28 protein-coding genes and 1 pseudogene are annotated in these 26,018 nt (G+C 54.3%); 15 read left to right on the top strand and 14 right to left on the bottom strand.

Annotated elements, in window-relative coordinates; all coding sequences use genetic code 11:
• On the bottom strand, positions 1-1,302 hold the full coding sequence (envC, locus tag FOV68_RS21670; RefSeq protein WP_064703044.1) for a murein hydrolase activator EnvC: 1,302 nt from the start codon (positions 1,300-1,302) through the stop codon (positions 1-3).
• Between the two features lie 252 nt (positions 1,303-1,554).
• On the opposite strand from envC, the gene FOV68_RS21665 reads away from it, so the two are divergent.
• The 5 genes from FOV68_RS21665 to cysE all read left to right on the top strand — a co-directional run bounded on the left by FOV68_RS21665 (position 1,555) and on the right by cysE (position 4,675).
• Positions 1,555-1,986 (top strand): rhodanese-like domain-containing protein, encoded by a 432-nt coding sequence (locus FOV68_RS21665; RefSeq protein ID WP_010258234.1) that lies wholly within the window; start codon positions 1,555-1,557, stop codon positions 1,984-1,986.
• 19 nt (positions 1,987-2,005) lie between these two features.
• Positions 2,006-2,260: a glutaredoxin 3 gene (grxC, locus tag FOV68_RS21660; RefSeq protein ID WP_010258231.1), complete on the top strand. Its 255-nt coding sequence runs from the start codon at positions 2,006-2,008 to the stop codon at positions 2,258-2,260.
• 38 nt (positions 2,261-2,298) lie between these two features.
• A complete protein-coding gene (gene secB / locus FOV68_RS21655) occupies positions 2,299-2,769 on the top strand; it encodes a protein-export chaperone SecB (RefSeq protein WP_010258229.1) in 471 nt (156 codons plus the stop codon).
• Complete coding sequence (gpsA, locus tag FOV68_RS21650) at positions 2,769-3,785, top strand: NAD(P)H-dependent glycerol-3-phosphate dehydrogenase (RefSeq protein WP_031591863.1); 1,017 nt, start codon at positions 2,769-2,771, stop codon at positions 3,783-3,785. Before secB ends, gpsA begins: the two co-directional genes overlap by 1 nt.
• A 68-nt stretch (positions 3,786-3,853) precedes the next feature.
• Positions 3,854-4,675 (top strand): serine O-acetyltransferase, encoded by an 822-nt coding sequence (gene cysE / locus FOV68_RS21645; protein WP_010258225.1) that lies wholly within the window; start codon positions 3,854-3,856, stop codon positions 4,673-4,675.
• 104 nt (positions 4,676-4,779) lie between these two features.
• On the opposite strand, the pseudogene FOV68_RS21640 reads toward cysE, so the two are convergent.
• The 3 genes and pseudogenes from FOV68_RS21640 to cpxR form a co-directional block, all read right to left on the bottom strand.
• A pseudogene (locus FOV68_RS21640) lies at positions 4,780-5,144 on the bottom strand (TrmH family RNA methyltransferase); the annotation flags it as partial.
• Between the two features lie 35 nt (positions 5,145-5,179).
• Positions 5,180-6,559 carry an envelope stress sensor histidine kinase CpxA gene (gene cpxA / locus FOV68_RS21635; protein WP_010258221.1) on the bottom strand — a complete coding sequence of 460 codons (1,380 nt, stop codon included), beginning with the start codon at positions 6,557-6,559 and terminating at the stop codon, positions 5,180-5,182.
• Positions 6,556-7,254 carry an envelope stress response regulator transcription factor CpxR gene (gene cpxR, locus FOV68_RS21630; RefSeq protein WP_009088062.1) on the bottom strand — a complete coding sequence of 233 codons (699 nt, stop codon included), beginning with the start codon at positions 7,252-7,254 and terminating at the stop codon, positions 6,556-6,558. Before cpxR ends, cpxA begins: the two co-directional genes overlap by 4 nt.
• Before the next feature lie 148 nt (positions 7,255-7,402).
• On the opposite strand from cpxR, the gene cpxP reads away from it, so the two are divergent.
• The 7 genes from cpxP (at position 7,403) to FOV68_RS21595 (ending at position 13,851) form a co-directional block, all read left to right on the top strand.
• Positions 7,403-7,912 carry a cell-envelope stress modulator CpxP gene (cpxP, locus tag FOV68_RS21625; protein WP_010258214.1) on the top strand — a complete coding sequence of 170 codons (510 nt, stop codon included), beginning with the start codon at positions 7,403-7,405 and terminating at the stop codon, positions 7,910-7,912.
• A 669-nt stretch (positions 7,913-8,581) separates the two neighbouring features.
• Complete coding sequence (locus FOV68_RS21620) at positions 8,582-8,884, top strand: TM2 domain-containing protein (RefSeq protein ID WP_031591859.1); 303 nt, start codon at positions 8,582-8,584, stop codon at positions 8,882-8,884.
• Positions 8,885-9,315: 431 nt separating this feature from the next.
• Positions 9,316-9,471 carry a general stress protein gene (locus tag FOV68_RS21615; RefSeq protein ID WP_010258211.1) on the top strand — a complete coding sequence of 52 codons (156 nt, stop codon included), beginning with the start codon at positions 9,316-9,318 and terminating at the stop codon, positions 9,469-9,471.
• Between the two features lie 239 nt (positions 9,472-9,710).
• Positions 9,711-10,613, top strand: a complete 903-nt coding sequence (gene fieF, locus FOV68_RS21610; RefSeq protein WP_031591856.1) for a CDF family cation-efflux transporter FieF — start codon at positions 9,711-9,713, stop codon at positions 10,611-10,613.
• A 207-nt stretch (positions 10,614-10,820) separates the two neighbouring features.
• Positions 10,821-11,783, top strand: coding sequence for a 6-phosphofructokinase (pfkA, locus tag FOV68_RS21605; RefSeq protein WP_003851263.1), 963 nt, complete (start codon positions 10,821-10,823; stop codon positions 11,781-11,783).
• A gap of 143 nt (positions 11,784-11,926) precedes the next feature.
• Positions 11,927-12,916: a sulfate ABC transporter substrate-binding protein gene (locus FOV68_RS21600; RefSeq protein ID WP_069025519.1), complete on the top strand. Its 990-nt coding sequence runs from the start codon at positions 11,927-11,929 to the stop codon at positions 12,914-12,916.
• Positions 12,917-13,077: 161 nt separating this feature from the next.
• Entirely contained in the window at positions 13,078-13,851 is a 774-nt protein-coding gene (locus FOV68_RS21595) for a CDP-diacylglycerol diphosphatase (protein WP_143991529.1), read from the top strand.
• Between the two features lie 27 nt (positions 13,852-13,878).
• Here the strand turns inward: FOV68_RS21595 and tpiA are convergent, their stop codons facing one another.
• The gene (gene tpiA / locus FOV68_RS21590) at positions 13,879-14,646 is read right to left on the bottom strand and encodes a triose-phosphate isomerase (RefSeq protein WP_010258199.1); all 768 of its coding nucleotides are present in this window, start codon (positions 14,644-14,646) and stop codon (positions 13,879-13,881) included.
• 120 nt (positions 14,647-14,766) lie between these two features.
• Entirely contained in the window at positions 14,767-15,357 is a 591-nt protein-coding gene (locus FOV68_RS21585) for a DUF1454 family protein (protein WP_022624917.1), read from the bottom strand.
• 98 nt (positions 15,358-15,455) lie between these two features.
• Here FOV68_RS21585 and FOV68_RS21580 point away from each other — a divergent pair, with 98 nt between their 5' ends.
• Positions 15,456-15,890, top strand: coding sequence for a DUF805 domain-containing protein (locus FOV68_RS21580; protein ID WP_010258192.1), 435 nt, complete (start codon positions 15,456-15,458; stop codon positions 15,888-15,890).
• Here FOV68_RS21580 and fpr read toward each other — a convergent pair.
• Complete coding sequence (gene fpr / locus FOV68_RS21575) at positions 15,881-16,627, bottom strand: ferredoxin--NADP(+) reductase (RefSeq protein ID WP_033773140.1); 747 nt, start codon at positions 16,625-16,627, stop codon at positions 15,881-15,883. The two genes, FOV68_RS21580 and fpr, sit on opposite strands and share 10 nt — an antisense overlap.
• Before the next feature lie 273 nt (positions 16,628-16,900).
• Between fpr and emrD the strand changes: the two genes are divergently transcribed.
• Positions 16,901-18,094: a multidrug efflux MFS transporter EmrD gene (gene emrD / locus FOV68_RS21570; protein ID WP_022624918.1), complete on the top strand. Its 1,194-nt coding sequence runs from the start codon at positions 16,901-16,903 to the stop codon at positions 18,092-18,094.
• On the opposite strand, the gene glpX is transcribed toward emrD, so the two are convergent.
• The 3 genes from glpX to FOV68_RS21555 all read right to left on the bottom strand — a co-directional run bounded on the left by glpX (position 18,084) and on the right by FOV68_RS21555 (position 21,587).
• Entirely contained in the window at positions 18,084-19,094 is a 1,011-nt protein-coding gene (glpX, locus tag FOV68_RS21565; RefSeq protein ID WP_143991528.1) for a class II fructose-bisphosphatase, read from the bottom strand. The two genes, emrD and glpX, sit on opposite strands and share 11 nt — an antisense overlap.
• Positions 19,095-19,190: 96 nt before the next feature.
• Positions 19,191-20,702 (bottom strand): glycerol kinase GlpK, encoded by a 1,512-nt coding sequence (gene glpK / locus FOV68_RS21560; protein ID WP_010258184.1) that lies wholly within the window; start codon positions 20,700-20,702, stop codon positions 19,191-19,193.
• Between the two features lie 30 nt (positions 20,703-20,732).
• The gene (locus tag FOV68_RS21555) at positions 20,733-21,587 is read right to left on the bottom strand and encodes an MIP/aquaporin family protein (protein WP_010258182.1); all 855 of its coding nucleotides are present in this window, start codon (positions 21,585-21,587) and stop codon (positions 20,733-20,735) included.
• A gap of 405 nt (positions 21,588-21,992) precedes the next feature.
• Here FOV68_RS21555 and zapB point away from each other — a divergent pair, with 405 nt between their 5' ends.
• A complete protein-coding gene (gene zapB / locus FOV68_RS21550) occupies positions 21,993-22,232 on the top strand; it encodes a cell division protein ZapB (protein ID WP_003851242.1) in 240 nt (79 codons plus the stop codon).
• A 53-nt stretch (positions 22,233-22,285) separates the two neighbouring features.
• On the opposite strand, the gene rraA is transcribed toward zapB, so the two are convergent.
• The 4 genes from rraA to ftsN form a co-directional block, all read right to left on the bottom strand.
• On the bottom strand, positions 22,286-22,771 hold the full coding sequence (rraA, locus tag FOV68_RS21545) for a ribonuclease E activity regulator RraA (protein WP_009088032.1): 486 nt from the start codon (positions 22,769-22,771) through the stop codon (positions 22,286-22,288).
• Positions 22,772-22,929: 158 nt separating this feature from the next.
• Positions 22,930-24,267 carry an HslU--HslV peptidase ATPase subunit gene (gene hslU / locus FOV68_RS21540; RefSeq protein ID WP_031591847.1) on the bottom strand — a complete coding sequence of 446 codons (1,338 nt, stop codon included), beginning with the start codon at positions 24,265-24,267 and terminating at the stop codon, positions 22,930-22,932.
• A 10-nt stretch (positions 24,268-24,277) separates the two neighbouring features.
• Complete coding sequence (hslV, locus tag FOV68_RS21535; RefSeq protein WP_010258174.1) at positions 24,278-24,808, bottom strand: ATP-dependent protease subunit HslV; 531 nt, start codon at positions 24,806-24,808, stop codon at positions 24,278-24,280.
• A gap of 88 nt (positions 24,809-24,896) precedes the next feature.
• On the bottom strand, positions 24,897-25,907 hold the full coding sequence (gene ftsN / locus FOV68_RS21530; protein ID WP_033766547.1) for a cell division protein FtsN: 1,011 nt from the start codon (positions 25,905-25,907) through the stop codon (positions 24,897-24,899).
• Positions 25,908-26,018 lie beyond the last annotated feature (111 nt).

Here is a 26,018-nt window from a genome sequence, read left to right as displayed (position 1 = left end):
CTATTTTCCTAACCACGGGAGTGGATTGACGGCCTGTCCCTGACGTCGGATTTCAAAATAGAGCGACGGGGTACCGCGGCCACCACTGGTGCCCACCAGTGCGATAGGCTGTCCTGCCTTCACCTGCGTACCCACGCTCACCAGCGCACTTTGGTTATAGCCATACAGGCTCATATCGCCTTTACCATGTTCCAGCACGACCACCAGGCCGTAACCCTGTAACCAGTCGGCCATCAGCACGCGGCCATCGGCGATAGCTTTCACCTCGGTACCTTCGCGCGCATCAATCACCAGTCCTTTCCAGCGCAGTTCACCCTGCAGCTGTTCACCAAAGCGATGTTCAATGCGTCCGCGTACCGGCCACAAGGCCTGCCCGCCGGCACGACCAAGTCCACCGGTGCGCGCCACCAGTTCGCGTTCGCTCTGGGTCGGCTGATAGCTGGAGCCTTTGGCTTTCGCCTGCGCCTGACGCTGACGCACTTTTTCCGCCTCACGCGCTTCACGGGCGGCGCGCTCGCGCGCCTCGCGTTCCGCACGGGCAATCTTATCCTGCAGACGGCTTTCGTTCTGACGCATCTCGACCAGATCGGCCTGATCTTTTTCCAGCGCGCTTTCCAGTTTCGTCAGGGTTTTTTTCCGCGCTTCGCTCGCCTGTTGCAGCTTCTGCTGCTGGCCCTGCTGCTGCGCTAATAAGCCTTTCTGCTGCTGTTGCTTCTGCTCCAGCGTGGCGCGTTGCTGAGCCAAATCCTGACGCGTCTGTTGCAGCGATTCGATATTTTTCTGGCGCGCAGCATTCAGATAGCCGAAATAGGCCAGAATACGCTCGCTGCGCTGGCTCTCTTCACCGCCCATCAACAGCTGTACACCGTTGTGCTTACCCTGACGAAACGCCGCATCAAGCTGCTCTGAAAGCAGGTTTTCCTGTTGGGTTTGCTGTTTTTCAAGGCGGGCGATGGAGGTGGCAAGCTGTTTGATTTCGTCATTCAGGGCGTTGAGGCTATTGCGGGTGTCACGCAACTGACGGCTCGCCTGAGCGATGATTTTTTCCTGACTCTGCAACTGATCCAGTAATTTGCTGCGCTGAAGCTTTTGCGCTTTAACGCTTTTCTCTTTTTCAGCGATGTTTTGCTGAATAGATTGCAACTGAGATTTGCTGTCTTCTGCACTAACGGCGGCGGCAGGCAATAACAGTGCCCCCGCACAAAGCAGGCTAAGGGAGAGGCTGGACAAGTGTGTGAACAACGGCAGGTTATCGCCGTTGGGACGGGTCCTTGTGTGCGAAACGGTTGTTTTTCCCTTCATAGGCCAATGATTATTCCACGATGAACCGCCGCTTACCAGTGCTCCCCACTGGCATTTGCTTTTCCAGTTATGTCCACTTTCACAATGACATGGATTAAGCCTTACGCCATTTTTGCTATTCAGCCACTTTTTTTGGAAAATGAAGCACAAATCGATACTCTGGCCGCATAGCATCTGTACATGCGAAGTGGCGCAGGTATACTCAGAACCCTTGTTTTAGCTTATTAGCCCGGTCTGGAGTCGTTACCCCTCATGCAAGAAATTATGCAGTTTGCAAGCAATCACCCCATCCTGAGTCTGGCATGGGTCGTTTTACTCGTTCTGGTGATTGTGACTACCGTTAAAGGAATGTTCTCTAAGGTAAAAACGATCAGTCGCGGTGAAGCAACCCGCCTGATTAATAAAGAGGACGCGGTAGTTGTAGACGTGCGTTCGCGCGACGATTTCCGCAGAGGTCATATTTCAGGTGCGCTTAATGTCGCAGCCGCTGAGATTAAAAAAGGCAACATCGACGAACTGGCAAAGCATAAAGCGCAGCCCATAATTGTGGTGTGTGCAACCGGACAAAGCGCGGGTGATTCTGCTGCGCATCTCAGCGCGGCCGGCTTTGAGCGGGTTTCAGTGCTGAAAGATGGTATCAGTGGCTGGAGCGGCGAAAATCTGCCGTTAGTTCGCGGCAAATAATCTTACAGAGGTGCTGATCATGGCAAATGTTGAAGTGTATACCAAGGCGACTTGCCCTTACTGCCATCGGGCGAAGGCGCTGTTAACGCAAAAAGGCGTATCGTTTCAGGAGATCCCCATTGATGGAGACATGGCGAAACGCGAAGAGATGATCAAGCGTAGCGGCCGCACCACCGTGCCTCAGATTTTTATTGATGCGCAGCACATTGGTGGCTGCGACGACTTATTCGCACTCGATAATCGCGAAGGTTTAGATCCCTTACTGCAGGCGTAATTTTACGCCGGACAATCTCATACATAGGATTTGGTCACATGTCAGAACATAATACCAACGAAATGCAATTCCAGATTCAGCGCGTATTCACCAAAGACATCTCTTTTGAAGCGCCAAATGCACCACAGGTTTTCCAGAAAGAGTGGGAACCGGACGTTAAACTGGATCTGGACACTGCATCTTCTCAGCTGGCTGACGAAGTTTACGAAGTGGTACTTCGTGTGACTGTAACCGCCACCGTGGGCGAAGAAACCGCTTTCCTGTGTGAAGTTCAGCAGGCCGGTATTTTCACCATCAGCGGTATCGAAGGAACGCAGATGGCACACTGCCTGGGCGCATACTGCCCGAACATCCTGTTCCCGTACGCACGCGAATGCATTACCAGCCTGGTATCACGTGGTACCTTCCCGCAGCTGAACCTGGCACCGGTTAACTTTGATGCGCTGTTCATGAACTACCTGCAGCAGCAGCAAGGTGAAGAAGGTGCTGAACCACATCAGGATGCCTGATGACAACTCACGCTTCGATTAGCGTCATCGGTGCCGGTTCATACGGCACCGCTTTGGCGATTACGCTGGCCCGCAACGGCCATCCGGTGCTGTTGTGGGGACATAACCCGGCGCATCTGGCGCAACTTCAGAGTGACCGCTGCAACACCGCTTTCCTGCCTGATGTCCCGTTCCCCGACAATCTTTCCCTTGAACCTGATCTGACCAAAGCTATTGCTGCCAGCCGCGATTTATTGGTTGTGGTGCCGAGTCATGTCTTTGGCGAGGTACTGCAGCAGATCAAGCCTCATCTGCGATCCGACTCGCGTATTGTCTGGGCGACCAAAGGGCTGGAAAAAGAGACCGGCCGTCTGCTGCAGGATGTGGCGCGGGAAATTGTCGGCGATGACATTCCGCTGGCTGTAATCTCCGGACCGACCTTTGCGAAAGAGCTGGCAGCCGGATTACCGACGGCTATCGCGCTGGCCGCAACGGATGCGCAGTTTGCTGAGGATCTGCAGCAGAAGCTGCACTGCGGTAAGAGCTTCCGCGTTTATAACAACCCTGACTTCATCGGCGTACAGCTGGGCGGCGCGGTAAAAAACGTGATTGCTATCGGTGCCGGGATCTCTGACGGGATTGGTTTTGGCGCGAATGCACGTACCGCACTGATCACCCGTGGTCTGGCTGAAATGAGCCGGCTGGGCGCCGCGCTGGGTGCCGATCCCACCACCTTTATGGGGATGGCGGGTCTGGGCGATCTGGTGCTGACCTGTACCGATAATCAGTCACGTAACCGTCGTTTTGGCATGATGCTGGGCCAGGGCGAGGATGTAGATAGCGCGCAACGCATTATCGGACAAGTTGTAGAAGGCTACAGAAACACCAAAGAAGTCAAAGCATTGGCTGCCCGTTTTGGTGTGGAAATGCCGATCACCGAGCAGATTTATCAGGTGCTGTATTGCGAAAAGCCGGCGAGAGATGCAGCATTGAGTCTGCTGGGACGAACAAGGAAGGACGAAAACAGCACTGGCTAACGCAGGACGCGTAGCATCATCACCTGCAGCGCCCATTCAGGCGCTTTTTTTATCGGGAGAAAACAGCAATGTCGTCTGATGAGTTAGAACTGGTCTGGAATAATATCAAAGCAGAAGCGCGCGCCCTGGCTGATTGTGAGCCGATGCTGGCCAGCTTCTTCCACGCGACATTGCTCAAGCATGAAAATCTCGGTAGCGCACTGAGTTATATGCTGGCCAACAAGCTGGCTAACCCGATTATGCCCGCCATCGCCATTCGTGAAATCGTTGAAGAAGCCTACCGTGAAGATCCGTCGATGATTATGTCAGCGGCGTACGATATTCAGGCGGTGCGCCAGCGTGACCCGGCAGTCGATAAATACTCCACGCCGCTGCTCTACCTCAAAGGTTTTCACGCCTTACAGGCCTACCGCATTGGCCACTGGCTGTGGAATGAAGGCCGGCGCGCGCTGGCGGTTTATCTGCAGAATGAAATCTCCGTCTCCTTTGCCGTCGATATTCATCCCGCCGCCAACATAGGCCACGGCATCATGCTCGACCATGCCACAGGCATTGTGATTGGTGAAACCGCCGTGGTTGAGAATGATGTCTCGATCCTGCAATCGGTTACGCTGGGCGGAACCGGCAAAACCAGCGGTGATCGTCACCCGAAAATCCGTGAAGGGGTGATGATTGGTGCCGGTGCGAAAGTCCTGGGCAATATTGAAGTTGGCAAGGGAGCCAAAATCGGTGCCGGATCCGTGGTGTTACAGCCCGTGCCGCCGCACACCACCGCAGCAGGCGTACCCGCGCGAATCGTTGGTAAGCCAGGCAGTGAAAAGCCGTCGATGGATATGGATCAGCACTTTAATGGCAGCCTGGCGGGTTTTCAGTTTGGCGACGGCATCTAGTCTTTAATCAGCGCGCCCGCATAATCAAGCTGGCGCCACGCTTCATAGACCACCACCGATACGGCGTTCGACAAATTCATACTACGGCTTTCCGCTTTCATCGGGATACGGATTTTCTGCTGAGCCGGTAGCGCCGCTAAGATCTCAGCCGGAAGTCCACGGCTCTCCGGGCCAAACAGCAGATAATCGCCAGCCTGGTACGCTACGGCACTGTGTGCGGGCGACCTTTGGTCGTCAGCGCAAACAGACGCTCAGGCGACTCTGAGGCGATAAATGCCTGATAGTCGGCGTGGAATTTAATGGCAGTGAATTCGTGGTAATCCAGCCCGGCGCGGCGTAAACGCTTGTCATCCCAGGCAAAACCAAGCGGCTGAATCAGATGAAGCTGAAAGCCAGTATTGGCACACAGGCGGATGATATTGCCGGTATTCGGCGGAATTTCTGGTTCAAACAAGACAATGTTAAGCATAAGGCCCCCGATGACAGGGGCCGAAGCATAACAAATTATTGACGAGCGGAGGAGTAGAGCGGCAACCAGAGGGTCAGACGCAGGCCGCCCAATGGGCTGTCATCCGCTTTAACCCAGCCGCGATGTTGCTGCACTGCCGTTTCAACAATCGCCAGGCCAAGACCGGTGCCGCCGGATTCGCGATCGCGTGCTTCATCGGTACGGTAGAACGGCCGGAAAATCTGTTCACGATCTTCCGGACTCACGCCAGGACCATCGTCATCAACGTGTACCGTGATGCCGGAAATATCGACGGAGAAGCTGACGCTGATATGGGTGTGTGAATAGCGCAGCGCATTGCGTACGATATTTTCCAGCGCACTCTCCAGCGCATGGGGGTTACCATAAAGCGGCCACGGGCCAGGCGGATAGGGAATATCCATCTTCTTGCCCATCTGCTCCGCTTCGAAGCGGGCATCTTCCAGCACCCCATTCCACAACTGATTCGCCTTCATCGCTTCGCTGACCAGCGCATTTTTATGCTGGGTGCGCGACAGCACCAGCAGATCGTTAATCATGCCATCAAGACGCTGTGCTTCCATCTCAATGCGGCCCAGCTCTTTGCCTTCACCCTGGCGCCGACGCAGCAGCGCGGTAGCCAGTTGCAAGCGGGTGAGCGGGGTACGAAGCTCATGGCTGATATCCGACAACAGACGTTGCTGACCGGTCATCATCCGCTCCAGCGCACTGACCATCTGGTTAAAGCTGGAACCCGCCGCCAGAAACTCCTGTGGGCCCGATTCCAGTTCCGGATGCTGACGCAGGTTTCCGCTTGCGACTTCGTCGGCAGCATATTTCAGCTTACGTGCCGGACGAGCCAGGCTCCAGGCCAGCCAGAGCAGCAGTGGTGAGCTGATGAGCATGGTGACGATAAGCAGTAACAGGGGACGGTCAAACAGCAGATTGACGAAATCGAGCTGGGAACTGTTGGCGGGACGAATCATGTAAAGCTGGTAGTTATCTTCACCATCCCGAACGGCGAAAGGCCCTACCAGCTCAACACGACCATATTTCTTCTTCTGCGGATGATCGGCATTGTCAGACTGGCCGATAAAATTGCGGATAACCTGCATTTCGTTATGTTGCGCGCCGATCACCCGACCTTCACTGGTCACTAACAGCAGCCGCTGACCCGGCGGTGCCCACTTCTCCACTGCCCGAAACAGACGACGCCACCACATCAGATCGTTAGGGGGATCCTGTGACAGCTCTGCTTCGACGTGTTGCTCAATCATGATTCCCTGCCGCTGTTCACTTTCCAGCAGCGAGGTCATCTGTCGTGAATCGAGCTTGGGCACCATTAGCACCAGCATCAACACCAGCGCCAGCGTCAACCAGAAGATGGCGAAGATACGGGTGGTCAGACTTCCAATCATGATGCCGAAACCATCAGATAGCCGCGGCCACGTAAGGTTTTGAACCAGGGATGGCCGTCACGGCGTTCAGGCAGCTTGCGACGCAGATTGGAGATATGCATATCAATAGCGCGGTCAAAAGGCGTCAGGCGTTTGCCCAGCACTTCCTGACTCAGATGCTCACGCGACACCACCTGGCCCAGATGCTGCGCCAGCAGATAGAGCAGGGTGAATTCCGTGCCGGTCAAATCCAGCGTGACATCATCGAAACTGGCCTCCTGACGGCCGGGATTGAGACGCAGGCAGTCCACTTCCAGCGTGGGCGAGCTATTGTCGTGTTGCTGCTGCTGTTCACTCCAGTTTGAGCGCCGCAGAATAGCGCGGATACGCGCCACCAGTTCACGATCGTTAAACGGCTTAGGCAGATAGTCATCTGCACCCAGTTCGAGGCCCAGTACGCGATCCAGCTCGCTGCCGCGCGCCGTTAGCATGATGACGGGGGTTTGATGTTGCTGACGCAGTTCTTTCAGGGTGTCGATACCGTTTTTCTTCGGCATCATGACATCAAGTAAAAGCAGATCAATTGAGTTATCGAGCAGGTTCAGCGCTTGTTCACCATCGCTGGCTACCACCACTTCAAACCCTTCCATTTCTAACAGTTCTTTTAAAAGCGAAGTTAATTCGCGATCGTCATCTACCAACAGGATTTTATTCATTTTTGTAGCCCTCCGCAGGCAAAATACCGTGTTCCTGGCGCACCTATCCATCGCTTTACGTAGTTTTACACCCCCTGACGGATGTTTGCAGCTGTCGCCGTACACTGGCTCTCGTTGAATCGCAAAACGGAACGAACTGGAGTACACGATGCGCAAATTAACCGCCGTCGTCCTTGCCTCAGCGATGGCTCTGAGTGTCGCCAGCGCAGGTGCTAAAGATGCGACGACGATTGACGAGATGCATCATGGCGGATTGCCGACAGGCAGTATGACGCAAAATCCGCAAAGCCACATGTTCGATGGCATCGAGCTGACTGAAGAGCAACGTCAGCAGATGCGTGACCTGATGCAACAGGCCCGACATGAGCGCCCGGTCGTCCATATTGACGATATCGCAGCACTACATGAGTTAGTGACTGCAGACCAGTTTAACGAAGCGGCCATCCGCGAGAAGGCGGAAGTGATCGCCAGAGTTCAGGTTGAACAGCAAGTCGAGATGGCGCGCGTACAGAATCAAATGTTTCAGCTGCTAACGCCAGCCCAGCAGTCGGCGTTACAACAGAATTACCAGCGGCGACTTAATGAGCTGCGACAGTTTTCGAATTTGCAGTCAGCGTCATCGCTGCAGGCAGTGAGTAGTACCAGCAGTAACCAGTAACATAGTATCCCTGTTTTCCTTGCCATAGACACATCCCTGTCTTCCCCCGCCATGATGGTGGGGGTTTTTTTTATCTGCCGTGTAACAACCTTCTATTATTAATCAGATGTTTAAGGATTTTATAAAGCGAGATCAAGCTTTATGAATTAATCCGAGTGTGGGCGACAGAGAGAGACTTATGGCTTCAGTTTTCCTGCGGGCAGGGTTAACATCATTTTTTTTGAGAAGAGCCAGGCACTGAGTGCGCAGAAATGGTTCAGGAGTAGTGTGAATAACACGAGTGGTGGAAGTGTTTTATCACAGCTTCTGAGTGTAATGCAGGCTTAAGAAATGAGAATGCTGCTCCAATAATCCGTGCCAGCCTGATGCTCATTAAAGGAATTGTGCGTACCAATCATAAGTGCAGCAATATGCTACGAGTTCAGGTGTTATCTTTGCTTAGGATTGCAGAAAATTGAATGGATAAAGTAACGCTTGTCGCCAGTGCGTGGATGACGTGCGGCGGACCTCTTTCTACATTCTGACGGAACGGATATGCATATCAGTCAGTTCTGGCTGCCTGATTGGATACATGTCGTTGAGATGTCTGAGTTGAAACGATTTTTTGTAAGGTTTGGCTCTGGCCTGCCGATAGTTTTGGGACTAAAGCAATTTAATTAAGGAGTGATTATGTCTGGGATGGTTTTTTGTCGTGGATGTGGCAAAGAAATTCATGAATCAGCCAGGGCTTGCCCTAATTGTGGTGCGACTCAATCAGGGTCAGGTCAGGGCAATAAGAACCGAATTGCTGCTGCTCTGCTGGCGCTTTTCCTTGGGGGGTTTGGGGTTCATAAATTTTACCTTGGAAAAATTGGTCAGGGATTTTTGTACCTGATTTTTTGCTGGACATTCATTCCAGCTTTTATCGCTTTTATTGAATTCATTTTGTATCTTTGCCAGTCTGACGACGACTTCGCAAGGAAGTACGGTTAACTTGAAGCGTGAATAAAAAGAAACCTGCCGTAATGGCGGGTTTTTTTTATCTTTTTTTCACTTTTTTTATTTTGACTGGAATCATCACCACGCAATAAAACCCCTGTTTGATTAGCGCTTGTTGAGCTTTAATGGATAAGTCTCGCCGATTCTTTACTATTCAGGTCATGACTTAAATTTAAGCGTACCGGTAAGGGTTTTACCACCTGTTAAATATTATAACTCACTGAAAGTGAATGAATTACAGGCAGGCATAGAAAACTTTAATTATATTTTTCAATGAGATAAATCCCCCGCGTTACGCTTGCCGGTTCAGGCGCACCCTCTACACTTAATCCTGTCACTGCAGGGAAGTTAAGTGTCTTTGCGAAGTCTCAGGGAGCAGCAACCACATTATGTAGTCCTGAATGAATCTATTAACGGAGTAAGTTATGGCAGAGCATCGTGGTGGTTCAGGTAATTTCGCAGATAATCCGCAAAAAGCGTCTGAAGCCGGTAAGAAAGGCGGTCAGAGTAGCGGCGGCGGAAATTTCAAAAACGATCGTGAAAAAGCATCAGAAGCCGGGAAAAAAGGCGGCAAAAAGTAGTCGTCGTCCCTTTCTCAGCCCAGATCAGGGCCTGAATGTGGCCTGGTACTGATGTGTATGACACTTTGCCCCGTCCTCCCACAGAGGCCGGGGCTTGTTTTTTTGTGCCTGTCGCGCTTTTCCAAAAGAGTCCGATCCGTTGAACGACTCGCTAAGCAGTGCCCGCCTCCCGATGTTAAACTTGAGCCATTCATTCATTTTGGTGCGCATCATCACTGATGCCGCACAGGGAATCTGGCATGCAACCCTCTTATGGCAGACTGGTAAAGCGTGCTGCGCTCGGCGCGACCATTCTTGCGTCTGTGCTGTTGCTCGTGAAAATTTTTGCCTGGTGGTACACCGGTTCGGTGAGTTTACTGGCCTCTCTGGTGGATTCACTGGTGGATATCGCCGCCTCGCTGACCAATCTGCTGGTGGTGCGTTATGCGCTGCAGCCTGCCGACGAGGATCATACTTTCGGGCACGGCAAAGCGGAGTCGCTGGCAGCGCTGGCGCAAAGTATGTTTATTTCTGGCTCGGCGCTGTTTCTGTTTCTGACCGGCCTGCAGCATCTGGCGACGCCCAATGAGTTGCGGGCGCCCGGCGTCGGTATTGTAGTAACCGTGGTGGCGCTGAGCTCAACGCTGGTACTGGTGGCCTTTCAGCGATGGGTGGTTCGTAAAACCCGCAGCCAGGCGATCCGGGCTGACATGCTGCACTATCAGTCCGATGTCATCATGAATGGCGCTATTTTGATTGCGCTGGTGCTGAGCAGCTACGGCTTTGCCCGCGCGGATGCCCTGTTCGCGCTGGGCATTGGTATTTTTATTCTCTACAGCGCACTGCGTATGGGCTACGAGGCGGTTCAGTCATTGCTGGATCGCGCGTTACCGGAAGAGGAACGGCAGCAAATCCTGACGCTTGCGACAAACTGGCCGCAGGTGCAGGGCGTTCACGATCTGCGAACCCGTCAGTCCGGGCCGACCAAATTTATTCAGCTGCATCTGGAACTGGAAGATCAGCTGCCACTGGTGCAGGCGCATCGGGTAGCCGATCAGGTTGAGAAGGCGTTACGCAAAGAATTTCCCGGGTCAGACGTAATTATCCATCAGGATCCCTGTTCTGTGGTACCGTTCGAGAGAAAGGATTCTTTAGGTTTTTAACTTAAATGAATCAAATCGATACGGCAGGGATGACGTAACGCTAACATTGCTGCAAAAAATAGTGAAAAGTTGTCTGACCTGAATCAATTCAGCAGCAAGCCTTTGATATACTATCTGCCATCACGTGTCGCGCGAGTCGTAAAATGAGCTTCAGCAGCGATCGACAGGCAGGATTAACCCTTAGTTTTGAACAATCCAGAGGTTGTCATGATCAAAAAAATTGGTGTATTAACCAGCGGCGGTGACGCCCCAGGCATGAACGCAGCTATTCGTGGCGTGGTGCGTTCCGCGCTGAGTGAAGGACTGGAAGTTTTTGGGATCTATGACGGTTACCTGGGATTGTACGAAGATCGCATGATCAATCTTGATCGCTACAGCGTTTCAGACATGATTAACCGCGGCGGCACTTTCCTGGGCTCAGCTCGCTTCCCTGAGTTCCGTAATGAAGATGTGCGTCAGGTTGCCATTGAGAACATGAAAAAGCGCGGCATCGATGCGCTGGTTGTTATTGGTGGTGACGGTTCCTACATGGGGGCTAAGCGCCTGACTGAAATGGGCTTCCCGTGCATTGGTCTGCCAGGCACCATCGATAACGACGTTGCCGGAACGGATTACACTATCGGTTATTTCACTGCGCTGGAAACTGTGGTTGAAGCGATTGACCGCCTGCGTGATACCTCTTCATCGCATCAGCGTATTTCGATTGTGGAAGTGATGGGTCGCTACTGTGGCGATCTGACACTGGCGGCCGCCATTGCCGGTGGCTGTGAGTTCATCGTACTGCCTGAGTTCCCGTATACCCGTGAAGAGCTGGTAGCGGAAATCAAAGCGGGCATCGCCAAAGGTAAAAAGCACGCTATCGTGGCGATTACTGAGCACATCTGCGATATCGACGATCTGGCGCGTTTCATCGAAACAGAAACCAAGCGTGAAACCCGTTCTACCGTTCTGGGCCACATTCAGCGTGGCGGTGCACCTTGTGCGTATGACCGTATTCTGGCTTCACGCATGGGTGCCTACTCCATTGAACTGCTGATGCAGGGTTACGGCGGCCGTTGCGTCGGTATTCAGAACGAGAAGATGGTGCATCACGACATCGTCGACGCCATTGAGAATATGAAGCGTCCGTTCAAACGCGACTGGCTCGACACCGCGAAAAAACTCTATTAATTCCTCTTCGGGGTGTGCGACCTGGCGCGCCCCGGCATCCCGCCTCTATATTCCCCATGGTTATAACAGCTTATTTTTAATTCTTTTAGCTCTGTATTGGTTTATGTCACGCTTAGCCCATAACGACATTGGGAGAGTGCGTAATGAACAAGTGGAGTATCGGCGTTACCCTGTTGCTGGCCTCAACCAGCGTTCTGGCGAAAGACATTCAGCTGTTAAACGTTTCCTACGATCCAACGCGTGAGTTGTACGAACAGTACAACAAAGCGTTCAGTGCGCACTACAAACAGGAAACCGGCGATAATGTCGTGGTCCGTCAGTCGCATGGCGGTTCCGGTAAGCAGGCGACCTCCGTGATTAACGGCATTCGGGCGGATGTGGTCACACTGGCGTTGCAATCGGATATTGATGCCATTGCAGAACGCGGTCGTATTGATAAAAACTGGATTCAGCGTCTGCCGGACAACTCTGCGCCCTACACCTCGACCATTGTCTTCCTGGTTCGTAAAGATAACCCTAAAGGCATCCATGACTGGAGCGACCTGACGAAGCCAGGCGTATCTGTTATTACCCCTAACCCGAAAACGTCCGGCGGCGCACGCTGGAACTATCTGGCGGCCTGGGGCTGGGCGCTGGATCATAACAACGGCGATCAGGCCAAAGCGCTGGCTTACGTCAGAGCGCTGTTTAAAAACGTTGAAGTGCAGGATTCCGGCGCACGCGGCGCAACCAATACCTTCGTTGAGCGCGGGATTGGTGATGTGTTGATCGCCTGGGAAAACGAAGCGTATCTGGCGGTTAACAAGCTGGGCAAAGACAAGTTCGAGATTGTCACCCCGAGCGAATCGATTCTGGCTGAACCGACCGTGTCGGTGGTCGATAAAGTGGTAGATGAAAAGGGGACGCGTAAAGTCGCCGATGCTTATCTGAAATACCTCTACTCGCCAGAAGGCCAGACTATCGCTGCACAGAACTACTACCGTCCGCGTGATGCTGAAATTGCGAAGAAATTCGCCAGCACCTTTGCGCCAGTGAAGCTGTTTACCATTCAGGACAAGTTTGGTGGCTGGACACAGGCTCAGAAAGCTCACTTCGCCGATGGCGGCAGCTATGACCAGGTCATGAAACCGTAATGCGTTGCGGTCAGCGCATCCCTGCGCTGACCGCTTATCCTCTACCATCCCGGTTTTTCTCTTCTCCGCCCAGCCGCTGGGTTATCTGCCAGAATTCCCCGTGACATTTTTTTCTCGCCAGGCGAGGATGCAGGCTGCTAAGCCATTCAGGAAGCGTTGTTATGCCGACACATCGTCGTGCAACCCGCCTGGTTGCGGTTCTGCTCGTACTGGTCATTGCGGGGATGCTGGCTGCCGCACTGCATTTCAAAAAGAACAGTGATGCGTTGTGGCAGATCGTCAGCGAGAAATGTCTGCCTCACCAGCAGAGTGGTGGAGAACCTGCGCCCTGTCAGCGCGTCGATCAGCGGCATCGCTATGCTATGCTAAAAGATATGCACGGGCCGTTGCAGTATCTGCTGATCCCGCTCGACAGGATCACCGGCATCGAAAGCCCGGGGTTACTGCAATCCGCTACACCCAACTACTTTGCCCTTGCCTGGAATGAGCGGACTCTGCTTGCGCAGCGACGCGGCTCACCTATTGATGATCGTGTCCTGTCACTGGCTATCAATTCACAGTATGGCCGCACGCAGAACCAGCTCCATATTCATATCTCCTGCCTGCGACCCGATGTGCGTCAGCAGCTTGATCAGCTGACGCCACAGCTTAGCGGGCGGTGGCAGAGCATCACGCTGCGTAAGCACCGCTACTGGCTGCGTGCATTGACCCTGGACGAGCTGACCCGGCAGAGTGCGTTTATCCGGCTGGCCGATGAGCGGCCAGAGGCACGCAGCGAGATGGGGAAATATGGGCTGGCACTGGCTGAATTAAGTGATGGACGACTGGTGCTGATGGCGATAGAGCGAAACTGGCTGCTGCTGAACAGCGGTTCAGCGGAGGAGGTACAGGATCACGCCTGTCAGCTGATAGCGCCCATAAAAAAGGCGGCTTAAGCCGCCTTTAATCGGTACGTTTACTGCTTAAGCGCTTTTTGCAGCCGCTGCAGCTTTAACGATCACAGCGAAAGCGTCCGCTTTCAGTGAGGCACCGCCAACCAGCGCGCCATCGATGTCGGGCTGGGTGAAGAGCTCAGCTGCATTTTTATCGTTAACTGAGCCGCCGTACTGAATGATGACCTGTTCTGCGATAGCCGCATCTTTCTTCGCGATATGATCACGAATGAATTTATGAACGGCCTGTGCCTGAGCAGGGGTGGCAGATTTGCCGGTACCGATGGCCCAGACTGGCTCATACGCGATGACCGCATCTTTAAACGCTTCGGCGCCCTGAGTTTCCAGAACGGCATCCAGCTGACGAGCGCAGACTTCTTCGGTTTTACCCGCTTCGTTTTCCGCTTCGGTTTCACCAATGCACAGCACCGGTACCAGGCCCACTGACTTCAGCACCGCGTATTTCTTAGCGATGAATTCGTCGCTCTCTTTGTGGTAAGTGCGGCGCTCTGAGTGACCGATAATGATATATTTCGCGCCAATATCTTTCAGCATCTCTGCGGAAACTTCACCGGTAAACGCACCAGACAGGTTAACGTCTACGTTCTGCGCACCCAGTGCGATGTGGCTACCGGAGATGGCGTGTTTTGCCTGCTCGAGATAGAGAGCTGGCGGTGCAATGGCGACGCCACAACCCTCAACGCCAGACAGTTCCTTGCGCAGACCGGCGATCAGTTCAGCTGTGATCTGCTTGCTGCCATTCAACTTCCAGTTACCCATAACCAGTGGATGTCGCATTCTATCCTCCGCATAAAGCGATACATGAAAAATCGCTGCCAGCTGGCAGCGTTGTCTGCCAGACAGTATAGAGATCAAATGTAGCGATGGCTTTGCTTTTCGTCATTTTCGGCCTCATCATCAGGGGCTGGCGAGCGCCAGTTTGACCGGCTCAACGGCGAAGGTCAGCCCCTTGTCGCCGTTGTCAGCCACCACAAAACGCAACGCGCCCTCGACCTGCGCAAAGTAGGGTAAATCCTTACCTTGCTTCAGCAAACCCTCCAGCTTTTTACGTCCCTCATCGGCGCTCAGTCCCGGTACAAAGAAGCGCAACATGGCGGTCATGTAGGCCAGCGCTTTTTGCTGTGAGGCGTTCTGATCCGGGCCTGGCAACGGTAGCCAGGTAATCTGCAGCGTCTTAATTTTGCCGGTACCGGGCTCCAGCGCGGTAGACGCATAGAGAGTTTCATTGATTTTGCTGGCGGCGCGCGTCAGGGTGCTTTTGTCACCCCGATTATCAATGGCGCGATATTCCGGCAGCATCAGCGCCCCGTTGGCCTGATTATACTTTTCGCGGAACTGGCCGATAGTCATATCAAAAGTGGGGGCGCCCGCCAGCAGATAGGGGGCGGTGGGCAACGCATCGGCCCGATCCTGCGGTGGCGGATCGGCGGCAAAGACCGGAACCGTCAGCGCAAACGATAACAGCAGTGCGCCAGGCAAATTCTTCATTTTGTCGATCCTAACCCGTAAACTCAGGCGCAAATTAAAACGGTTTTTATCCGCGAGGTCAAAACCGCAGCGGTTCTCTTCTCTCTGGATGATAATGCATGACGTTACAACAATGGTGTTTTTCCTGGCGCGGCCGGCTGGGACGACGTGATTTCTGGATCTGGCAGGCGGTCTGGTTGCTGACAACAACCCTGTTATTCGCGTTAGCGGCTAACGACTGGCTTGATACTCAGATGGCGGCCTTTGGCGTTGTCTGCCTGCTATGGCCCGCCAGCGCGGTTATCGTTAAACGATTGCACGATCGTAATCGCCGCGGCTACTGGGGATTTCTGGTGATTGTTGCCTGGCTGCTGGTGGCAGGGAACTGGAGCATGCTGGACGGCATACTGCCCTGGCTGTTGGGTCGCGCCATTCCATTTGTGTTACTGGCTGGCCTGCTGCTCGATCTCGGTCTCTTTCGCGGTACCCCCGGCGCTAACCGGTTTGGTACCGCGACTCAGCCGGTGCGATACCGGCAAACGGCTCACCAGTAATGTTCGCTGGTGATATGGCCCGGCTTGCGCTTCAGGTGCTTGCGCATCTCGCGAGTCTCTTTCAGTAATTGCTGGGTATCACGCACCATCTGCGGGTTGCCGCACAGCATCACATGGCTGCTGTCAGCATCCAGGCTTAACCCGGTGGCGCGCTCCAGCTCACCGTTTTCGATCAGCGCCGGGACCCGGCCAGTCAGCGAACCGGCGATCTCTTCGCGACTCACCACCGTCTGGATGTGCAGCTTGCCTTGATAATGTTGTTGCAGCTGCTGCATCAGCGGCAAAAAGCTCAGGTCGGCTGCATAGCGTGCAGCATGAACCAGCACGATGTTTTCAAAGCGATCCAGACCTTCGCCCTGCTGTAGCATCGACAGGTAGGGGCCAATAGCGGTGCCGGTTGCCAGCATCCATAAGGTTTTGCACTCAGGGACTTCATCCAGCACAAAGAATCCTGCCGCTTCTTTGGTGACCATCACCTGATCGCCAGGCTGAAGTGCCTGCAGATGCGGACTCAGTTTGCCCTCTGGCACGGTGACCAGGTAAAACTCCAGCAGATCATCTTTCGGCGCATTGACGTAAGAGTAAGCGCGCTGTACCCGCTCACCGTCGATTTCCAGTGCCAGCTTGGCAAATTGCCCGGCGATAAAGGGATCGATGGGCGCTTTTACCCGGAGACTGAACAGCGCATCCGTCCAGTTTTTTACTTCCTTTACTTCAGCATTGACCCACTCAGCCATAATCACTCCCTGGTTGTTGATTATTCAGGCAGGTCACTATTTTCGCGGCTGCCCGGTGAGATTGCCAGCCTGCGCCGGGGCAAAGGCTCTAATCGACAAACTGTTGCTTTGTCTTTACAGGCTGGCCCATAAACTTGACAGGCGCAAGCCGGGACCTTTTCGCTCACCTCTCGCTTTGTCATCTAATCCTGATATTTTGCCCGCCATAATAAGATGACTGGCGGGTGAACCGCTGTTTTAACCTCCTTTCACAGAAAGAAATTTTGCATAATCATGATGACTAAACTCGAAAATCGCCCGCTGCTGGTGATGCTCATTGTGCTGGTGGCAGTAGGGCAGATGGCACAGACTATCTATGTCCCGGCGATGTCGGTGATGGCGGATGCTCTGAATGTGCGTGATGGCGCGCTGCAGCGCGTGATGGCGGCCTATCTGATGACCTATGGCGGATCCCAGCTGATCTATGGCCCGCTGTCAGACAGCATAGGCCGTCGCCCGGTGATCCTGGCGGGCATGATGATCTTTATGATCGGCGCAATCACGGCACTGATGGCGACATCGCTCGATATGCTGGTGTTCGGCAGCGCTGTTCAGGGACTGGGCACCGGCGTAGCTGGCGTGATGGCCCGCACCATGCCGCGCGATCTCTACGAGGGGCATGCACTGCGCCGCGCTAACAGCCTGCTTAATATGGGCATTCTGGTCAGCCCGCTGCTGGCACCGGTAATTGGTGCACTGCTGACTCAGCTCTTTGGCTGGCACGCCTGCTTTGCCTTTCTGCTGCTGCTCTGTCTGGCGGTAACCGTCTCAATGGCACGCTGGCTACCGGAGACCCGACCGCAAAGCGCGGAAGTGACACCTTTCTTTAAACGCTACGCCCGCCTGCTCAGCGACGCGAATTTCGTTCGCTACATTGTGCTGCTGATTGGCGCGCTGGCCGGGATTGCGGTATTTGAGTCGAGCTGTGGCGTTCTGCTGGGCGGCGTGCTCGGCCTGCATAGCCTGACCGTCAGCATCCTGTTCATCCTGCCGATTCCGGCAGCATTTTTTGGTGCCTGGTTTGCCGGTCGCGAGCAGGGTTCATGGCACAGTCTGATGTGGTGGGGCGTAAATAGCTGCCTGCTGGCGGGCATCCTGATGTGGATCCCGGCATGGTTCGGCGTGATGAATATCTGGACGCTGCTGGTTCCGGCTGCGCTGTTCTTCTTTGGGGCTGGCATGCTGTTCCCGCTGGCGACTTCAGGCGCGATGGAACCTTATGCCTGGCTGGCGGGTAGCGCGGGCGCGCTGATTGGCGGGATGCAGAACCTGGGATCGGGCCTGGTGGCGTGGCTGTCAGCCATGATGCCGCAGCGCGATCAGTTCAGCCTTGGCATGCTGATGTTCTTTACGGCGCTGGTGATGCTGCTCTGCTGGTTACCGCTCTCACGTCAGCCGGAGCGCGGCAACCAGCCGGTTACAGGATAAAGGGATGGAGCGCCGGATCTTTACGGTCGAGATAGTGAATCGACTGAATACGGCGGATGGTGCGTGATTTACCGCGAATCAGCAGGGTCTCGCTGGTGGCGATATTGCCCTGACGCGTAATGCCTTTCAGGAGTTCGCCACTGGTAATGCCGGTGGCGGCAAACACCACGTTGTCATTGCGTGCCATCTCATTCAGCGTCAGCTTTTTGCCCGCTTCGATCCCCATCTCTGCACAGCGCTGCAGCTCCTGTTCACCCAGCAGACGGTTTTCAGCGCTGTCGCCTTTCACGTGGTGACGCGCCAGCAACCGGCCCTGCATATCCCCATCCAGCGCGCGGATCACCGCCGCAGAGACCACGCCTTCCGGTGCGCCGCCGATGCCATACATCACATCGACTTCGCTGTCCGGCATGCAGGTCAGAATGGAGGCGGCGACATCGCCATCCGGGAAGGTAAACACCCGCACGCCCAGCTGCTGCAACTGGCCGATCACTGCGTCATGACGCGGCTTTGCCAGAATCGACACGGTTAGCTGCGACAGCGGCTTATTCATCGCGATGGCGATGTTACGCAGGTTGGTTTCCAGCGGCAGGTCGAGATCGATCTCTCCACGCGCTGTGGGGCCAACAATCAGTTTTTCCATGTACATGTCGGGTGCGTGCAGAAAGCTGCCCTTATCGCCTACGGCCATCACCGCCAGCGCATTAGCCTGGCCAAGCGCCGTCATGCGGGTGCCTTCAATCGGATCGACCGCAATGTCGACCGCATCGCCGCGACCGGTACCGACTTTTTCATCGATATAGAGCATCGGAGCTTCGTCGATTTCGCCTTCACCGATCACAATCTGACCGTCGATTTCAATGGAGTTCAGGACATGACGCATGGCATGGACAGCCGCGCCGTCAGCCGCATTTTTGTCGCCGCGTCCTAACCAGTGATAGCCTGCCAGGGCGGCAGCTTCGGTTACGCGGGAAAATTCAATGGCAAGTTCTCGTTTCATGGCATCTACCTGACAAAAAACAGGCAGGCAGTGTAACACAGCGGGGCAGTGGAGCGGGGAAAAGGCCCGCGACAGCAACGGTCGCGGGCATTGATATTACTCTTGTTCTTCCCACGCCTGGGCGCGGGCTACGGCTTTTTTCCAGCCAGCATAACGGAAGTTACGCTCGGTGGTTTCCAGGCTTGGACGGAATTCACGCTCAATAACCGCTTTAGAGCGGACTTCATCCAGATCCTGCCAGAAGCCGACGGCCAGACCTGCCAGATAAGCAGAACCCAGCGCGGTGACTTCACGCACTTCCGGACGCTCAACACGGGTGCCGAGGATGTCCGACTGGAACTGCATCAGGAAGTTGTTGGAAACCGCGCCACCATCAACACGCAGCGCCTGCAGGCGGGTGTTGGCATCGTTCTGCATCGCTTCCAGCACGTCGCGCGTCTGATAAGCGATAGACTCCAGCGTCGCACGGATGATGTGGTTAGCATTAGCACCACGGGTCAGGCCGAAGATGGCACCACGGGCATACGGGTCCCAGTAAGGGGCGCCCAGGCCGGTGAAAGCAGGCACCATGTAAACGCCGTTGGTGTCTTTCACTTTCATCGCAAAGTATTCAGAGTCAGCAGCTTCACTGATCAGCTTCATCTCATCGCGCAGCCACTGAATAGAGGCGCCACCGATAAATACAGCCCCTTCCAATGCATAGTTCACTTCACCGCGCGGGCCACAGGCGATTGTGGTCAGCAGGCCGTGCGTTGAGGTTACCGCTTCAGTACCGGTGTTCATCAGCATAAAGCAGCCGGTGCCGTAGGTGTTTTTCGCCATGCCAGGCTGAACACAGAGCTGGCCATACAGCGCAGCCTGCTGGTCACCGGCAATACCAGCGATTGGAATACGTGTACCGCCTTTACCGCCGATGTTGGTCTGACCATAAACTTCAGAAGAGGATTTCACTTCTGGCAGCATTTCACGCGGGATATCCAGGATATCCAGCATACGCTGATCCCACTCCAGCTTATGGATGTTAAACATCATGGTACGGGAGGCGTTGGTATAGTCGGTGATATGCACCCGGCCCTGGGTCATTTTCCAGACCAGCCAGGTATCGACGGTACCAAACAGCAGCTCGCCACGTTTTGCACGCTCACGTGAGCCTTCAACGTGATCCAGAATCCACTTCACTTTGGTTCCGGAGAAGTAAGGGTTAATCACCAGACCGGTGGTGTGCTGGATATACTCTTCCAGACCCTCTTTCTTCAGTTTGTGACAGTAGTCGGCGGTGCGGGGATCCTGCCAGACGATGGCGTTATAGATCGGCTTGCCGGTCTCTTTTTCCCAGACGATAGCGGTTTCGCGCTGGTTGGTGATACCGATTGCCGCAATCTCATCAGAGCGGATGTCGGCATGTGCCAGGACTTCAACCAGCGTTGAGCTTTGTGAAGCCCAGATATCCATTGGATCATGTTCAACCCAGCCCGCTTTCGGATAGATCTGGGTGAATTCGCGCTGCGATACCGCGACGATATTAGAGTCGTGGTCGAGAATGACAGCGCGTGAACTGGTTGTGCCCTGATCGAGCGCGACAATATATTTTTTATCTGTGGTAGTCATAAATTCTGTCCTGATGATAAAAGGTGAAACTTACGCTTTACGCTGCTGAGCGCGTGCAACCGGTTTGTCTGCTGGAACGCTTGCAGGTTCCTGGGCGGTACCTGGCAGGTAGCGACCAATCAGTGTGCGATAACCTACTGCACCCAGGCAGGCACCGACCAGCGGGCCAAAAATCGGCACGAGGAAGTAAGGGATGTCACGACCACCGGTAAAGGCAACGTTACCCCAGCCTGCCAGCCATGCGAAGATCTTCGGTCCGAAATCACGAGCCGGGTTAAGGGCGAAGCCGGTCAGAGGACCCATGGAGCCACCGATAACCGCAACCAGCAGGCCAATCAGCAGTGGAGCCAGTGGGCCACGCGGAATGCCGTTGCCGTCATCCGTCAGACCCATAATGACCGCCATTAATACTGCCGTGATGACCATCTCAACCAGGAAGGCCTGGCCGACACCGATATGTGGATTAGGGTAGGTTGAGAAGATGCCTGCCAGGTCGAGACTTTCAACCGTGCCGCGCACCATCTGGTGGCTCTGCTCATAATCAAAAAACAGGCTGTAGTAGAGACCGTATACCAGCGCCGCGGCACAAAAGGCACCGGCAATCTGCGATACGATATAAGGCAGAACTTTACGTCCTTCAAAATTAGCAAACAGGCAGAGCGCAACGGTAATTGCCGGGTTCAGGTGCGCGCCCGAAATGCCTGCGGTGAGGTAGGCGGCCATGGAAACGCCAAGACCCCAGATGATGCAGATTTCCCACTGACCGAAGGCGGCACCGGCGAGTTTCAGTGCAGCCACACAGCCTGCGCCAAAGAAAATAATCAAGCCTGTCCCCAGAAATTCGGCAATACACTGACCTTTGAGCGTGTTAGTTGTCTGACTCATAATAGTGGTTCCTGAAGCGAGGTTAAATTTTATCAGTTTTTGTTCTCATTCCATGAGGCACCCAGCTTTAATGTAGGGCTGGTGTGAATTTATCGTTAACGAACATAAACGAGAAATAGCGAAATCGTTTTTTGTGTACTGCGTCATAAAAATGCGCGTTTTCGCGTATTCTGGCTTTCCTTAGCCAATATTCGCGCCTGATGACGGAGATAACGGACCCGTACCAGAAAGCAGTCGCAGTAAGCGCAGCGTAAATTCAGGGATTGGCTGAAAAGTGTTACAGACTACGCCCGCAGCGGCCGCGTTGCTGGACTTGCGGGGTGAGGCTACATACAATCGGGACAACGTTGCTGGCTTAAGCTGGCATCATCAACGCCTTGCAGGAATTTAGGAGAGGTCAGAAAGATGTCATTTGAAGTGTTTGAGAAACTGGAAGCGAAAGTACAGCAGGCGATTGATACCATCACCCTGTTGCAGATGGAAATCGAAGAGCTGAAAGAGCAGAACAACTCACTGCGTAACGATGCGCAACAAGTCGCGGGCAACCACGATGCGCTGATGCGTGAAAATCAGCACCTGAAAGAAGAGCAACACGTGTGGCAGGAACGTCTGCGTGCATTGCTGGGAAAAATGGAAGAGGTTTGAAGCCTCAGCTGATGTGAAAAACGGGTGCTCAGGCACCCGTTTTCATGTCTGGCCTATTCGAGGTCCAGCGCATCCTCTGACAGAATAATACCGGTGTTGTCGGCATAGAGATGGTCGCCGGAGAAGAAGGTGACGCCGCCGAAATTGACGCGCACATCGCTTTCGCCAATTCCTTCACCCGCAGCGCCTGCCGGAATTGCGGCAATCGCCTGAATGCCAATCTCCAGCTCTTCCAGTTCATCAACCTGGCGTACCGAACCGTAAATCACCAGACCTTCCCACTCGTTGGTTGCCGCCAGACGTGCCAGCTGCGCATCCACCAGTGCACGGCGCACTGAGCCGCCGCCATCAATCACCAGTACCCGACCCCGGCCATTCTCTTCCAGCAGATCGTAGAGTAAGCCGTTGTCTTCAAAGCATTTCACTGTGGTAATCTGACCACCGAATGAAGTGCGCCCACCAAAATTTGAAAAAAGCGGTTCAACAACATTCACTTCTTCATGGTAGATATCGCAGAGTTCAGATGTATCGTATTTCATAAGGGTTTCGTCTGTTTGCCACAGGAAGGGTAAGTATATCGCTATATGCAGATTGTTGGCAAAATCATCAGTATGAAAAAAGCACCGTTCGATCAAGAACATGCATAAAAAAGCCCAGCCGGGTGGGCTGGGCTTCTGAAAAGCGCTGAATCAGTGGATCAGAGAATGAAGCGGCTAAGGTCTTCGTCAGCCACCAGTTCATCCAGATGTTTACCAACATAGTCAGCATCGATGGTAACGGATTCACCGTGACGATCGCTGGCGTCATACGAGATATCTTCCATCAGACGCTCCAGCACCGTGTGCAGACGGCGCGCACCGATGTTTTCGGTGGTTTCGTTGACCTGCCATGCGGCTTCAGCGATCCGGCGAATACCCTCTTCGGTGAACTCAATGTTCACGCCCTCAGTATTCATCAGGGCTTTGTACTGCACGGTAATCGAGGCATTCGGCTCGGTCAGGATGCGCTGGAAATCGTTCACGGTCAGCGCCTGCAGTTCAACACGGATGGGCAGACGACCCTGCAGCTCCGGGATCAGATCGGAAGGGCTGGCAACCTGGAACGCGCCTGAGGCGATAAAGAGAATGTGGTCCGTTTTCACCATACCATGCTTGGTGGAGACGGTGCAGCCTTCAACCAGCGGCAGCAGGTCGCGCTGAACGCCTTCGCGTGAGACATCCGGGCCGCCGGCATTCTGGCCGCCGCGCTTACAGATTTTGTCGATCTCATCGATAAACACGATACCGTGCTGCTCAACGGCATCAATGGCGTCCTGCTTAAGCTCTTCCGGGTTAACCAGTTTGGCCGCTTCTTCTTCGATCAGCAGCTTCATCGCTTCTTTGATCTTCAGCTTGCGGGCTTTCTGCTTCTGGCCGCCGAGGTTCTGGAACATCGACTGCAGCTGGCTGGTCATCTCTTCCATGCCCGGAGGGGCCATGATTTCGACGCCAGGGCTGCTGGCGGCCAGGTCGATCTCAATCTCTTTATCGTCCAGCTGGCCTTCGCGCAGCTTTTTGCGGAACGACTGGCGTGCTGCAGAGGGTTCAGCGCTCTGCTCTGACTGGCCCCAGTTGTTTTTTGCTGGTGGAATCAGCACATCAAGAATGCGCTCTTCCGCCATCTCTTCGGCACGATATTTGTTCTTTTCAATCGCCTGACTGCGCACCATCTTAATGGCCGAATCGGTCAGGTCACGAATGATAGAGTCCACTTCCTTACCGACATAACCGACTTCGGTAAATTTGGTCGCCTCTACTTTGATAAACGGCGCATTGGCCAGCTTAGCCAGACGACGCGCGATCTCGGTTTTACCGACACCGGTCGGACCGATCATCAGGATATTTTTAGGGGTCACTTCATGGCGCAGCTCTTCGTCGAGCTGCATGCGGCGCCAGCGGTTACGCAGTGCAATAGCCACGGCGCGCTTAGCGCTGTCCTGGCCGATGATAAAGCGGTTCAGTTCGCTGACGATTTCGCGAGGAGTCATCTCAGACATATTTATACCCTTACGACTTAGACGTTAATTCTTCGAAATTAACGTTGTGGTTAGTGTAGATGCAGATATCACCCGCGATATTCAGCGACTTTTCGACGATGTCGCGTGCGCCCATCTCGGTATTCTCCAGCAGCGCACGTGCCGCTGCCTGGGCAAAAGGCCCACCGGAGCCGATGGCGATCAGATCGTTTTCAGGCTGGATGACGTCACCGTTACCGCTGATGATCAGTGAAGCTGATTCATCTGCGACGGCCAGTAAGGCTTCAAGGCGACGCAGCATACGGTCAGTACGCCAGTCTTTGGCCAGTTCCACCGCAGCTTTCACCAGATGGCCCTGATGCATTTCCAGTTTACGTTCGAAAAGTTCAAACAGGGTGAAGGCGTCTGCGGTGCCGCCAGCAAATCCGGCAATCACTTTATCGTTGTATAAACGACGCACTTTTTTAACGTTGCCTTTCATCACGGTATTGCCGAGCGTAGCCTGGCCATCACCGCCAATCACTACCTGGCCGTTGCGTCGTACACTTACTATTGTTGTCACGGGCAGACCCCTTGTTGCAGTCGGAAAAGGACTCCGCGCACCGGGCGCGGAGTATCATGCAACAGATATGGGGCGGGTTTGACGGGTTTCAACCCCCGACGGAGAGCGGAATACAGCTGGAGTGTCCGGAACTGCGCAGGCGCTTCAGGGTACTGTCAGCGGAGGCGCGGTCTTTATAAGGACCGATAACCACACGATTCCAGCCGCCACCGGTGGTAATACGGCTTTCAAATCCTTCAAAGGCTAAGCCGGCGCGCACCGATTCAGCCTGGTCAGTGCCTTTAAATGAACCACACTGCACCATCCAGCGCTGCGAAGAGGCTTTTTCTGCCGGTTTCGCCTTCGCGGTCTCCTGCGGTTTTGGCTGCACTTCCGGTTCACGCGTAACAGGTGCTGGCTGCGTCTGGCGCTGTACGTTTTGCTGCTGCTGCTGCTGCTGCTGCTGCTGCTGCTGACGTTGCTGTTGTTGTAATTGCTGCTGTTGCTGGCGCTGTTGTTGTTGCTGCAACTGCTGCTGGCGTTGCTGTTGCTGCTGAGCCTGCAACTGCTGACGTTGCTGCTGAACCTGTTGCTGCTGCTGTTGTTGCTGAACCTGCTGCTGCTGACGTTGCAGTTGTTGCAACTGCTGCTGATGCTGCAGTGTCTGCTGACGTTGCGCCGGCGTCTGTTCGTTCCACGGCACTTCGTTGAGCTGCGTCGGCTGCTGACGCATATCCGCCTGCATCTGCTCCAGCAACTGGCGCTGCTCGTCGGTCAGCTGTGTCTGCGACTTCACTTCGCCACCGGAAGAGGGTTCGATAGGTGTCGGCACGGTGACCTGACGGTTCTCCAGCTCTTTAATATATTTCCAGCGCTCTTCTGGCTTCGGCGGCAGGCCATTGCCGTTGGCTTTATGATCCGTAATGACCGGCACGTCCTCTTTTTTGTGATGCGCCAGGAACCATAAACCACCGGCAAAGGTCACCAACACTGCGACCGCCAGTACAATCATCAGTTTAGATGTTCCCGAACCGCCTTTGCTCTTCTTGCCACGGCTGGGGCTTTTTTTGCGACGCGTCCCTGTTGAACGCCCGCGGCCTACGTAATCTTTTTGTGCCACTCTCGTTCTTATACCCTTCAAAAATAGTGCCAGATGGGCGAAATGATGATTTTTACGCGCCCGGCAAGGAGTCCGCCATGTTACTTAAGGGTCGGAACTTTGACCAGCAGT

It is taken from the genome of Pantoea sp. paga, from assembly GCF_007558755.1.
Lineage (GTDB): Bacteria > Pseudomonadota > Gammaproteobacteria > Enterobacterales > Enterobacteriaceae > Pantoea > Pantoea agglomerans.
Note: the sequence above shows the minus strand (reverse complement) of the source record. Positions and strands in the feature narration are given on the sequence as shown.